The following is a 12,102-nucleotide window of genomic DNA, read 5'->3' as shown; positions in this document are numbered from 1 at the left end:
CGCGCGCATGGCGCGTTCCTACAGGCCGGCACCGGTGCTTCGAATGGCATCCGCCCATGACTTGAGAGTGTCGCAGGCCGCGAGCGCAATCTCCTCATCGCTGCGCCCGGCAAACATCCGCTTCAGCGCATCCGCCGCGATCAGCCCGGCAACGGTCGGCGTGCCCACCGCATCGGTGAGGTCGAGCCACTCGCCGAAGCTGGCCGGCGTGTCGTACCAGCGCAGATACCCCGACGGCGACACCGGCCACCAGCGCTGCTCGAACTGCAGCACGACTTTCTCCAATTGCCCCATGCCCAGGTGCTCCAGCGCATCCTGCTGCGTGGGCGGCAAAGGCGGATTGAAGTGGATATCGCCTAGCACGCCGATGGGCACGGTGCAGATGCAGAAGTCCCAGCTTTCGTCGCCTGCGCGCACTTTGGCACCTGACCAGTCGATGTCTGCCACTGGCTGGTTCAGGCGGATATCCAGCCCTTGGGCGAGGTGCGCGACAAGCTGTGAATAGCCTTGCGGCAGGAAGCGGTCGCCGGCGCCGACGCCTTCCTCGTCCAGCGCATCCACCGACAGCGATTCCAGCGGCAGGCAGGCTTCCAGGATCAGGTTGGCGTCCAGGGCGAAACGGGTGGCGCGACGGGTCGCTTTGTCGCGATCCTGCAGATAGCGCGCGACGCCTTCCGCCAGCGGCAACTGGCGGTCGATCCCGGTGCGCAGGGCTTCCCAGGCGGCATCGATGTCCGGCACCGGGCCGTCGGCCGCAGCGGCCAGGGGTTGGCTGAAGTCGGTTGCCTGCAACGGCAGGCCCAGTTGCTGTGCGTGCGCGGCGAGTGCGTTGTCGTCGAACTGCTGCAACCAGGCGGCGCCTTCGTCGGCCTTTATCGAGCCGAGCGAAATACTGTGCACGCGGCCGCCGAGACGATCACGGGCTTCCAGCACCACGCACTCGATAGCGGCTTCCCGCAGGCGGCGTGCTGCAGCCAGCCCGGCGAAACCTGCACCGATCACCAGCACCCGACGAGCGCCGCTTTCGATGGCCGCTTCGGCGGCGCGCAGGCCATCGTCCCAGGCACCGTGGGTCATGGCGGGGGCAACGGGATTGCAGGCTTCGCCGGCCAGCACCAGCTTGCCGCCCAGAACCTCACCCAGCCGGCGCCGATGCTCCGGCGTGCCGCCGGGCAGCAGGGTGCTGTAGGCGCCGCGGCTGAACGGGTCGTCGCTCCAGTGGGTGACGTGGAAGCGGATGGGGCGGTGGCGAAGGCTATCCATGGCGGGCTCGCTCGGTGAAGGAGCGACGACCTTAGCGGCGGTGGGTTCGCCGGCACAAGGTCACGGATGGGCATGGATTGTAGGAGCGAGCTTGCTCGCGAACCGCTCAACCCTGGAGCTGCCAGCTGACTCCGTTCGCGAGCAAGCTCGCTCCTACAAAATCAAGAGCCCCTCGCCCGAACCTCTCCCAGAGGGAGGGCTGGGGTGAGGGGAAGTCATTGGCACAAATTCACCGAAGAAGACGGCTGCTCCTGCAGGCCCAGACCCGGCCTCAGGCGCGGCTCAGGCGGATCACCGTGCGGGCGACGGAAACGCCGGTGAACAGCACCACGAACAGCCGCAGCGTCTGCATCGCCAGGACCAGACCGACGTCGGAATGGGTGTCCACCGCGATGATCGCCATGGCATCCAGTCCGCCGGGACTGGTGGCGAGGTAGAGGGAGAGGAAATCCATCCCGGTGATGGCCGCCAGCGCCCAGGCGAACAGCGCGCAGCTGGCGATCAGCGCCAGCGCGCTGACCAGCATCGCCGGCAGGTGGCGGCCGACGTAGGCAAGGCTCTCGCGGTCGAAGCGCAGGCCGATGTAGCAGCCGATGACGCCGTAGGCCGAGGCCAGCAGCCAGTGCGGCAAGGTGATCTGCAGTACGCCGGTCAGTTGCAGCACGGCGCCGGCCACCAGCGGCACCAGCAGGGGGCCAGCCGGCAACTTCGCGCCGGCGGTGGTGCAGACGAAGATCAGCAGCAGGCAGTTGATCAGGTCGGGAAGGGTGGCGGTGTCGAGGATCGGCGTGCTGTGTGCCACTGATCCGCCGCCCTCGATTCCCAGCAGGCGGCCGACCAGTGCACCGGCCATGACCACGCAAACCACCCGCACGTACTGCATGGTGGCGACCACCCGCGGGTCGGCGCCGTTGGCTTCGGCCATCGACACCATGGCCGCCGCGCCGCCCGGCGCGGTGCCCCAGGCGGCGGTGCTGCCGGGGATGCCGCCGAAGCGCACCATGGCATAGCTGACCGCAGCGGACAGCAGCACGGTGAGCACCGTGGCGCTGAGCATCAATGGCCAGGAGACGACCATTGCCTGCAGCACCGACCAGCTCATGGCGTGGGCGACCAGCAGGCCGATGCAGCCCTGGCTGAGGCGGAAGGCACTACGCGGCAGGCGGATGTCCGCGCCGCTGACACCAAAGGCGATGGCCACCAGCATGGGCCCGAGGAACAGCGCGGCAGGGATGCCGAGCCAGGTGAGCAGTTGCCCGGCGCCTGCGGCCCCGAGCGCCAGGGTCAGCCATTGCAGGCTGGCGGGGATGCGGGCGACGAAGAGGGCGGGGCGACTGGACACGGACGGCTCCGGACGGGGAAGACGGAGGAATTATCGGTAGCCGGATCGATCAAGTCTATTTTCTAATAGTCATGAATCCATTCCTGAAATTTATCGGTTGGCCGCCATGGACCTGCGTGATCTCGCCTACTTCGAAACCATCGCCGAACTCGGCCACCTGGGGCGTGCCGCCGAGCGCCTGGGGCGCAGCCAGCCGGCGCTGACCAAGAGCATCCAGCGCCTGGAAGAGTCCCTTGGCGCGCGACTGTTCCAGCGCGATGGGCGACGGATTCGCCTGACGCCGGCCGGCGAACTGATGCTCCAGCGTGCCCGGCAATTGCGTCAGGACATCGAGGAAACCCGCCGCGAGGTGCGCGACTTCGCCAGCGGCGTGGTAGGCAATATCCGCCTGGGCTGCGCGGCGACCATGGCCGAGTACCTGTTGCCGCGTCTCACCGAGGACCTGCTGGCCCGTGCGCCGGAGATCACCATGAGCCTGGTGCTGGGCCAGGACGACGTGCTGCGCGAAGCGTTGCGCAGCGGGCGGCTGGACATGGCGATCTGCTCGCGGATCGTCGACGACCCGCAACTGAGCAGCGAGCCGTTGCTGCAGGATCAGGTGGTGGTAGTCGCCAGCCGCGACCACCCGATCTTCGATGGCCCGGTGGTCATGGCCGACCTGTGCCGCTATCGCTGGGTGCTGCCGGCCACCGGGGTGTCCTCGCGGCGCTGGATGGACGCCACCTTCCAGGCCCACCAGCTGCCGATGCCGCAGGTGCAGATCGAGACCAACGCGATCCCCATGCTGCCCAACCTGATCGCCCGTACCCGCCTGCTCAGCTTCATCGCCCGCGAGGCGCTGGCCGGCGGGCACGGCATGGACCAGTTGCGCGAGGTCCAGCTGGCCGAGACCACGCTGACGCGGACCATCGGGTTGGCCGTGCGCGAGGGCGCCTACCTGTCACCGGCCGCACAGTTGCTGCGGGGGATGTTGCGCGAGCATGCGGGGCGGTTCGGCGCGGATCTGTAGGAACCGGGCCCGCGAGTCGCGAGCGTGCCCGGTCAACGGCTTATCGTTCGAAGCGACAGCCGACGCGTCCCAGCCCCTCGATGTCCAGCTCGAATACATCCCCCGGCGCAACCGGCGACATCGGCGCCAGGGCCCCGCACAGCAGGACGTCGCCGGCCTTCAGCGGCGCGTCCAGGCGCGCCATGCGCCGCGCCAGCCAGAGGCCGATGTCGAGCATCGCCCCGAGGGTCGTCCGGGTCGGCGGGAAGGCCGGCGCGCCGTTGCGCAGCAGTTGCACTGCCAGCGCGGCGTCTTCCAGTCTTTCCAGCGCCACCGGTTGGTCGCTGGTCAGGTAAAGGCCCGCGCAGAGGTTGTCGGCCACCGAGTCGAGCAGGCCGATCTGCCAGTTGGCCACGGCGCAGTCGTTGATCTCGATGGCCGGGACCGCACCTTCGATGCAGGCGCGAAAAGTGGCCAGATCGAGCTCTCCCGCCGGCAGGTCGCGGCCGATGAGCAGGGCGAGTTCTGCCTCGACTCGGGGTTGCAGCAGGCGTTCGCGGGCGATAAGCGTGCCGGATCGACAGCGCAGGCCGGCGAGCAAGCGGCCATGAACCGGTTCGCCGACCTTGAGTGCCGCCTGCATCGCCGGCGAGATCAGCCCGGCCTTGGCGCCCGCCAGGCGTTCGCCGCCGGCCAGCGCGAGGTCGATGCCCAGCGCCTGCACGCGATAGGCGTCGTCCAGCCCGGTGAGCCCATAGTGTGCCGCCGGCGCGGCGATGGGCGTTCGGCTGGCCCGCGCCTCGGCCAGGGCGTGGGCGGCGGCGTGGAGCTTGTCCGTGTTCATCGTCGGGCTCCTCAGCGGCTCGGTACTTCGCCCACCACGGTGGTGCGGTACATCTCCCGGCGCATGCCGTGGTAGTCCGATACCGGGTAGTGCCAGGTGCTGCGGTTGTCCCAGATCGCCAGGGTGCCGGCGGTCCAGCGCATGCGGCAGGTGAAGGCCGGCTGGGTGGCGATGCCGAACAGGTAGTCCAGCAGCGGTTGCGACTCGGCCGGGCGCATGCCCTTGATGCCGCTGGTGTAGGCCGGGTTGATGTAGAGGACTTTCTTGCCGGTCTCCGGGTGCCGGATCACCAACGGGTGCGAGCGCACCTCGCCATCGTGGCTGCCGTAGCGCACCGCCATGTTTTCCATCAGGTCGTTGTGCTTGGCCTCGGCGCCGTAGGCGCGCTCCGGGCTGTGGATGGCGTCGAGGGTTTCCAATTGCGCGCGCAGTTTCGGCGACAGCCATTCGTAGGCCAGCGCCAGGTTGGCGTAGAGGGTGTCACCGCCAAACGGCGGGATGTCGTGGCCGTAGAGCAGGGTGAAGGCGGGCGGGCGCTCCTGGAACGACCAGTCGCTGTGCCAGGCGCCGCCGAACACCACCGGGGTCTTCTCGTTGGCTTCCTTCACCACCCGCACCACGTGCGGGTGGTCTTCCATGCCGACCACATAGGGCTCGCGGCCGAATTCGCCGAAGCGCAGGGTCACGGCTTCGAGGTTTTCCACGCTCAGGTCCTGCCCGCGGATGAACAGCACCTTGTGCGCCAGCAGCGCCTGGCGCAGCTCGGCGTAGCCGTCGTCGCCCAGGGTGGTCAGGTCCAGGTCACTGACGTCCGCGCCGATAGCGCCGGTGGCCGGGACGATGCGGAAGTGCTTGTACTCGGCGGCGCGGTTCTGGCTGGGCAACGCGTAGAAGAACTCGAACATGGGGAAGCCTCTTGTGAGTGTTATTGGCACCTCAAGCATGGTCAGCGCCGTCACTTTCTTCCATGATCAAGTCCGCCAAAAATTGACCTTTCCCGCCATGCAGCGGCCAACGAGGAATTCGTGATGGACTGGCGCCAGACCCGCGAAATCACCGGAGTGCAGTACCTGCTCGACAGCGCCCGCGACGAAGGCATCGGCGCCGATGATTGCCTGGTGGGCAGCGCCATCTCGCCCGCCGACCTGCAGGCGCGCGCCGGGCGCATCCAGGCGTGGCAGGAGCTGGCGGTGATCCGTAACCTGTTGCAGCGCAGGGACAGGCCGGGCCTGGGGCTGACCACCGGGCGGCGCTATCACCTCACGTCGCTGGGGCTGCTGGGTTTCACCATGCTCGCCAGCCGCACCCTGCAGGAAGCCTTCGAAACCTTCGGTCGTTACCAGAGCCTGGCCCTGACCCTTTGCCCCGTGAGCAGCGAGGCGGAGGCGCGCGGGGTGTGGCTGGTGTACGACGATCGCGTGCTGCCCGAGGATGCCCGTGCCTTCGTGGTGGAGCGCGGCATTGCCGGTTGCTGGCAATTGTCCGGCGAATTGCTGCAGCGGCCGCTGCAGCCCCTGGCCATCGAACTGCGCTGCCCGGCGCCCGCCGATGCCAGCGTGTTCCGCGACATCTTCGGCATCGAGCCGCTGTTCGAGGCGCCACGCAACGCCATGCTGTTTGCCCTGGAAGACCTGCAGGCGCCGTTGCCGCAAGCGCAGATCAGCGCCCGCGACAGCGGCGAGCAACTCTGCGAGCGCCTCTGTGGAGAGTTGGCGCTGACCCTGGCTGCCACGCCTACTGCGCGGCAGGTCCAGCAATTGCTGTTGCGTGATTCCGCCAGCCTGCTCGGCGCTGCCGCGGTGGCCGAGCGACTGGGTCTTTCCGAGCGCACGCTGCAACGCCGTCTGGCGCAGGAGGGACAGAGCCTGCAGGGGCTGAACGACGGCATCAAACGGCGTCTGGCCGAACGCCTGCTGCGCGAATCGCGGATGGATCTGCATGGCATCGCGCAGTGCCTGGGCTACGCCGAGGCGGCGAGTTTCTCCCGCGCTTTCCAGCGCTGGACAGGGCAGTCGCCCGGTCGTTGGAAGCGTCAGTCCGGAACCCTCCCGGCGCCCTGAAGTCGAACCGCCCGCGACGCCTCTGGAACGGGCGAAAGCCGCGAGATAGAGCCTTGCTGTGTGGCCGATTGCCATCGGTCGCGGGTTAATTTCGCGCGCGGCCCATCCGTTCCCCTGAAGAGGCGCGTCGCTTTTTTCGCGAGGCGACCGACAAGAAAAAGGAGAACCCATGTCCTCAGCAACCTGCCTGCGCGCGTGCCTCGGAAGGCGCGACGCGATGACCTTCAGCGCACTGCATTGGCCGGCGTGAGCCGCCCTCCAACCCCTGCACCGGCACCGCGCGAGCGGCGCGGCCGCGTGCCCCTGGCCGGGCATCCGGCCGTCATCCGAGCATTGAGGGAATCAATGAGCAAGACCTTCCGACTGGCCGCCGTGGCCGGCAGCCTGCTGGCTGCCGGACTGCCCGCGCTGGCCTATGGCGCCGAACTCCAGGCGCAGATCCGCTGGACCCGCTTCGGCATCCCGCACATCCAGGCCAGGGACGAACTCGGCCTGGGCTACGGCATCGGCTACGCCTATGCCCGCGACAACGCCTGCCTGCTGGCCGAGGAAGTCCTCACCGCGCGGGGCGAACGCTCGCGCTACTTCGGCGTGGACGGCAAGTCCTCTGCCGGCATCGGCAACCTGCCCTCGGACTTTTTCTACACCTGGCTCAACGACAACGAATCCCTGCGCCGCCTGCGCAGCGCCCAGCCGCAGCCGATCCGCGACCTGCTCGATGGCTATGCCGCCGGTTACAACCGCTGGCTTTGGGATACCCAGGCGGCCGGCACGCAGTGCGCGGGCAAGGCCTGGCTGCGCCCGCTGGAGAGCGACGACCTGCTGCGCCTGACCCGCCGGCTGCTGGTTCAATCCGGTGCCGGGCAGTTCGCCGAGGCGATGATGGCGGCCACACCGCCGGGGCAGGCGACATCCTCTGTTGTCAGCGACGGCGAAGTGCTGGCGGCAATGGACCGTCGCGAGAATTTTCATCGCGATCACGGCAGCAACGCCGTCGCCGTGGGCTGCGAACGCTCGGCGGATGGTAACGGCCTGCTGCTGGCCAACCCGCACTTCCCCTGGTCCGGCGCGCTGCGCTTCTACCAGATGCACCTGACCATTCCCGGCCAGCTCGACGTGATGGGTGCTTCGCTGCCGGGCATGCCGCTGGTGAACATCGGCTTCAGCAAGGACCTGGCCTGGAGCCACACGGTGGACACCTCCAGCCACTTCACCCTGTACCGTCTCGACCTCGATCCGCAGGACCCGCACAGCTACCGCGTCGATGGCCAGTCGCGGCCGCTGAAGGAAATCACCCTGCGCGTTCGCGTGCTGGAGCCCAATGGCCGAGTCGGTACGCGCAGTCATACGCTGTACGAGTCCGAGTATGGCCCGCTGCTCAGCGTGCCCGGAAAATTCCCCTGGAACGCCAGCGAAGCCTTCGCCGTGCGCGACGCCAACCTGGGCAACGACCGCGTGCTGCAGCAGTGGTACGCCATCGATCACGCGCGCAGCCTGGATGAGCTGCGCGACAGCGTGGAGCACGTGCAGGGCATTCCGTGGGTCAACACCCTGGCCACGGACGCCAAGGGCAAGGTGCTCTACCTCAATCAATCGGTGGTGCCTTACCTGAGCCAGCAGCAATTGGCCGACTGTGCGATCCCCGAGTTCCAGAAGCAGGGCCTGCCGGTGCTGCAGGGCGGGCGCCGCGCCTGCAACTGGTCGAGCGCACCGGGGGCGCGTCATGCCGGGCTGACGCCGCCGGAGCAGATGCCGGCGCTGGAGCGCGAGGACTTCGTGCAGAACTCCAACGACAGCGCCTGGCTGAGCAACCCGGCGCAGCCGCTGACCGGCTTCTCGCCGCTGGTGAGCCGCGATTCGATCCCGGTCAGCGCCCGCGCGCGCTTCGCCCTGGAGCGCCTGAAGGGCGACGGCAAGATCGGCCCGGACGACCTGCAGAAGATGGTTACCGACAACCGCGTCTACGTGGCCGACATGCTCCTCGACGACCTGCTGCAACTGTGCAAGCCGGCCCCGGCGGGCAGCGAGGCGGCGTGCGCTGCGCTGGGCTCCTGGGACCGCCACGTCAACCTCGACAGCAATCCGGGCTTCGCCTACTTCCAGGCCTTCGTCGCGCGCTTCCTGAAGATCGACGGCGGCTGGCGCCTGCCTTTCGATCCCAAGCTGCCGCTGGCCACGCCCGCGGGTATCTCCCTGGACAAGCCGGAGGTGCGCCAGCAGGTGCAGCAGGCGCTGGTCGCCGCCGCGCAGGAGATCGACGGCCGCCGCATCCGGGCGGACGAGAAGTGGGGCGAGCTGCAACTGACCGGCGATGTCGCCAACCCGCTGGGCATTCCCGGCGGCACCGGCAACGAGGGTGTTTACAACGCCATCACCTCGGAGTGGCAGGGCGACCATTACCGCGTGCTCAGCGGCAGCAGCTACATCCAGCTGGTGGACTTCAGCGCCGACGGGCCGAAGGCGCGGGGGCTGCTGGCGTTCTCGCAGTCCAGTGAACCCGGCTCGCCGCATCACCGTGACCAGACCGAGCTGTTCGCCCGGCAGCAATGGCCGGAACTGCCGTTCACCGACGAGCAGATCAAGGCCGATCCGGAGCTGAAGGTGATGGAGTTGCGGGAGCAGTAAGGGGGAGAGCGCCCTGGTGGGCGCTGTTCGCGGGCATGGCCCGCTCCTACAGGTGATGGTGCTGTTGTAGGAGCGGGCCATGCCCGCGAATTCCGGCAAAGCCGAGATGACGGATCGACTCCGGCTGTCACCAGCCTGACACCGTCGCGTCCTAGTCTGGCGGCAAAGCCCCGACGCCCAGGCCGATGCCATGCCCCTGACCAATGAATCCGTGATCCGCCGCATCCACCGCGAACTGCTCGACCACAGCGACGAAGAGCTGGAGCTGGAGCTGCTGGAAGACGTGCGCAACCTCGACGAGCTGTTCGACGAACACGCCGACGTCGACGAGGAAAAGCTCGCCCGCCGTCGCTACTTCAGCGAGCTGTTCCGCCTGCAGGGCGAGCTGGTGAAGCTGCAGAGCTGGGTGGTGAAGACCGGCCACAAGGTAGTGATCCTTTTCGAAGGCCGCGACGCGGCGGGCAAGGGTGGTGTGATCAAGCGCATCACCCAGCGCCTGAATCCGCGCGTGTGCCGGGTCGCCGCGCTGCCCGCGCCGAACGACCGCGAGCAGACCCAGTGGTACTTCCAGCGCTACGTTTCGCACCTGCCGGCGGCGGGGGAGATCGTCCTGTTCGACCGCAGCTGGTACAACCGCGCCGGGGTCGAGCGGGTCATGGGGTTCTGCAACGACGAGCAGTACGAGGAGTTCTTCCGCAGCGTGCCGGAGTTCGAGCGCATGCTGGCGCGCTCGGGCATCCAGCTGATCAAGTACTGGTTCTCCATCTCCGACGACGAGCAGCACCTGCGCTTCCTCAGCCGCATCCACGACCCGCTCAAGCAGTGGAAGCTCAGCCCCATGGACCTGGAGTCGCGGCGGCGCTGGGAGGCCTACACCAAGGCCAAGGAAATCATGCTCGAGCGCACCCACATCCCCGAGGCGCCCTGGTGGGTGGTGCAGGCCGACGACAAGAAGCGCGCGCGGCTCAACTGCATCAGCCATCTGCTGAACCTGATTCCCTACGAGGACGTCGAGCATCCGTCGGTGATCCTGCCCGCGCGGCAGCGCAACGAGGATTACTCGCGCACGCCGACCCCGCGGGAAATCGTGGTGCCGGAGGTTTACTGAGACTGGTTGGGCAGAGCTTTTCGTAGGAGCGAGCTTGCTCGCGAACCTGGCCGATTGCCGCGGTGTCAGGCGGTTCGCGAGCAAGCTCGCTCCTACAGCGTCCGGTGTCTGGCGTTGAGACATAACTTGTAACATTCCCCGCCGATCATGACCGGGACATCCCTCCACGCGGACTCCCAGCATGACCACCGATACCCTGGCCGCCGGCGACCTTCCCGTCGCCGAAGAACGGCCCCATCTGGAACACAAGCCCGGCCGCATTACCGCCTTCATCTTCTTTGCCGTGCTCGCCGTCGGCCTGCTGTTCTCGGCCTGGAGCCTGGTGCGCGACGTCGACGACGTCACCACTGCGGTCACCACCTGGACGCCGTTCCTGCTGCTGGGGGTCGCCCTGTTCATCGCCCTGGGCTTCGAGTTCGTCAACGGCTTCCATGACACCGCCAACGCGGTGGCCACCGTCATCTATACCCATTCGCTGCCGCCGCACTTCGCGGTGGTCTGGTCGGGCTGCTTCAACTTCCTCGGCGTGCTGCTCTCCAGCGGCGCGGTGGCTTTCGGCATCATCGCCCTGCTGCCGGTGGAGCTGATCCTGCAGGTCGGTTCCTCGGCCGGCTTCGCCATGGTCTTCGCCCTGCTGATCGCCGCCATCCTGTGGAACCTCGGCACCTGGTGGCTGGGCTTGCCGGCGTCGTCCTCGCACACGCTGATCGGCTCGATCATCGGCGTGGGCATCGCCAATGCGCTGATGCACGGCCGCGACGGCACCAGCGGCGTCGACTGGGCGCAGGCGACCAAGGTCGGCTACTCGCTGCTGCTCTCGCCGCTGATCGGTTTCGTCTGCGCCGCGCTCCTGCTGCTGGCGCTGCGCCTGCTGGTAAGGAACCGCGCGCTGTACAAGGCGCCCAAGGGCAAGACGCCGCCGCCCTGGTGGATTCGTGGTCTGCTGATTCTCACCTGCACCGGCGTGTCCTTCGCCCACGGTTCCAACGACGGGCAGAAAGGCATGGGCCTGATCATGCTGATCCTGGTCGGCACCCTGCCGATGGCCTACGCGCTGAACCGCACCATGCCGGCGGACCAGACCGTGCAGTTCGTCGCCGTGGCCGAAGTGACCCAGCAGGCGCTGGTCCGCGCCGCGCCGCAGCCGGCCCCGGCCGACCCGCGCGCGGTGCTCTCGGAATACGTGCGCACCAAGGAAGCCAAGGCGGAACTGATCCCGTCCCTGGCGGCGCTGACCGGCGCCATCGGCGCAGAAGTGAAGGGCTACGGCAGCCTGGCCCGCGTGCCGGCCGAAGCCATGGGCAACGTGCGCAACGACATGTACCTGACCAGCGAGGCGATCCGCCTGATGGACAAGGACAAGGTCGGCAACTTCGACGCGGACACCACCAGCAAGCTGGCCGCGTTCAAGGGCAAGATCGACGAGTCGACCCGCTTCATCCCGCTCTGGGTGAAAGTCGCCGTGGCCATCGCCCTCGGCCTGGGCACCATGGTCGGCTGGAAGCGCATCGTCGTGACCGTCGGCGAGAAGATCGGCAAGACCCACCTGACCTACGCCCAGGGCGCCTCGGCGGAGCTGGTGGCGATGATGACCATCGGCGCGGCGGACATGTACGGGTTGCCGGTATCGACGACCCACGTGTTGTCCTCCGGTGTCGCCGGCACCATGGCGGCCAACGGCTCGGGCCTGCAGATGCGCACCATCCGCAACCTGCTGATGGCCTGGGTGCTGACCCTGCCGGCGGCCATCGTGCTGTCCGCTTCGCTGTATTGGCTGTTCACCCACCTGTTCTGACCTTGGGTGATGCAGTGAAAACGCCGCTCCTCTGAGCGGCTTTTTCTTTGGCACCGAGCCCCTTGTAGGAGCGGGCC

Annotated in this window: 9 protein-coding genes; 5 read left to right on the top strand and 4 right to left on the bottom strand. The window is 67.9% G+C overall.

Going from position 1 to position 12,102, the window contains the following annotated elements:
- Nucleotides 1-18: 18 nt before the first annotated feature.
- Nucleotides 19-1,263, bottom strand: coding sequence for an NAD(P)/FAD-dependent oxidoreductase (locus tag UB43_RS14725; protein WP_045212191.1), 1,245 nt, complete (start codon nt 1,261-1,263; stop codon nt 19-21).
- A 271-nt stretch (nt 1,264-1,534) separates the two neighbouring features.
- Nucleotides 1,535-2,605, bottom strand: coding sequence for an AbrB family transcriptional regulator (locus UB43_RS14720; protein WP_045212188.1), 1,071 nt, complete (start codon nt 2,603-2,605; stop codon nt 1,535-1,537).
- A 106-nt stretch (nt 2,606-2,711) separates the two neighbouring features.
- Between UB43_RS14720 and UB43_RS14715 the strand changes: the two genes are divergently transcribed.
- Nucleotides 2,712-3,614: a LysR family transcriptional regulator gene (locus UB43_RS14715; protein WP_045212186.1), complete on the top strand. Its 903-nt coding sequence runs from the start codon at nt 2,712-2,714 to the stop codon at nt 3,612-3,614.
- Between the two features lie 40 nt (nt 3,615-3,654).
- Here UB43_RS14715 and UB43_RS14710 read toward each other — a convergent pair whose 3' ends face one another.
- Together UB43_RS14710 and UB43_RS14705 are read right to left on the bottom strand one after the other, a co-directional pair.
- Complete coding sequence (locus UB43_RS14710) at nt 3,655-4,437, bottom strand: 2-keto-4-pentenoate hydratase (protein ID WP_045212183.1); 783 nt, start codon at nt 4,435-4,437, stop codon at nt 3,655-3,657.
- Nucleotides 4,438-4,448: 11 nt separating this feature from the next.
- Nucleotides 4,449-5,342 (bottom strand): TauD/TfdA family dioxygenase, encoded by an 894-nt coding sequence (locus tag UB43_RS14705; protein WP_045212180.1) that lies wholly within the window; start codon nt 5,340-5,342, stop codon nt 4,449-4,451.
- Between the two features lie 123 nt (nt 5,343-5,465).
- On the opposite strand from UB43_RS14705, the gene UB43_RS14700 reads away from it, so the two are divergent.
- The 4 genes from UB43_RS14700 (at nt 5,466) to UB43_RS14685 (ending at nt 12,025) form a co-directional block, all read left to right on the top strand.
- Nucleotides 5,466-6,497: an AraC family transcriptional regulator gene (locus tag UB43_RS14700; RefSeq protein ID WP_045212178.1), complete on the top strand. Its 1,032-nt coding sequence runs from the start codon at nt 5,466-5,468 to the stop codon at nt 6,495-6,497.
- A gap of 345 nt (nt 6,498-6,842) precedes the next feature.
- Complete coding sequence (locus tag UB43_RS14695; RefSeq protein ID WP_082085843.1) at nt 6,843-9,122, top strand: acylase; 2,280 nt, start codon at nt 6,843-6,845, stop codon at nt 9,120-9,122.
- Between the two features lie 190 nt (nt 9,123-9,312).
- Nucleotides 9,313-10,230, top strand: coding sequence for a polyphosphate kinase 2 (gene ppk2 / locus UB43_RS14690; RefSeq protein ID WP_045212175.1), 918 nt, complete (start codon nt 9,313-9,315; stop codon nt 10,228-10,230).
- Nucleotides 10,231-10,411: 181 nt separating this feature from the next.
- The gene (locus UB43_RS14685) at nt 10,412-12,025 is read left to right on the top strand and encodes an inorganic phosphate transporter (protein ID WP_045212172.1); all 1,614 of its coding nucleotides are present in this window, start codon (nt 10,412-10,414) and stop codon (nt 12,023-12,025) included.
- Nucleotides 12,026-12,102 lie beyond the last annotated feature (77 nt).

The organism is Pseudomonas sp. 21 (assembly GCF_000955805.1).
GTDB lineage: Bacteria > Pseudomonadota > Gammaproteobacteria > Pseudomonadales > Pseudomonadaceae > Pseudomonas.
The sequence above is the reverse complement of the archived record's forward strand: the minus strand, read 5'-3'. Positions and strand labels throughout refer to the sequence as shown.

Excerpts from the sequence above, each read along its gene's own strand:
- UB43_RS14705 (WP_045212180.1), bottom strand. The coding sequence starts at position 5,342 with ATGTTCGAGTTCTTCTACGCGTTGCCCAGCCAGAACCGCGCCGCCGAG.
- UB43_RS14715 (WP_045212186.1), top strand. The coding sequence starts at position 2,712 with ATGGACCTGCGTGATCTCGCCTACTTCGAAACCATCGCCGAACTCGGC.
- UB43_RS14725 (WP_045212191.1), bottom strand. The coding sequence starts at position 1,263 with ATGGATAGCCTTCGCCACCGCCCCATCCGCTTCCACGTCACCCACTGG.
- UB43_RS14710 (WP_045212183.1), bottom strand. The coding sequence starts at position 4,437 with ATGAACACGGACAAGCTCCACGCCGCCGCCCACGCCCTGGCCGAGGCG.
- UB43_RS14700 (WP_045212178.1), top strand. The coding sequence starts at position 5,466 with ATGGACTGGCGCCAGACCCGCGAAATCACCGGAGTGCAGTACCTGCTC.
- UB43_RS14695 (WP_082085843.1), top strand. The coding sequence starts at position 6,843 with ATGAGCAAGACCTTCCGACTGGCCGCCGTGGCCGGCAGCCTGCTGGCT.
- UB43_RS14685 (WP_045212172.1), top strand. The coding sequence starts at position 10,412 with ATGACCACCGATACCCTGGCCGCCGGCGACCTTCCCGTCGCCGAAGAA.
- ppk2 (WP_045212175.1), top strand. The coding sequence starts at position 9,313 with ATGCCCCTGACCAATGAATCCGTGATCCGCCGCATCCACCGCGAACTG.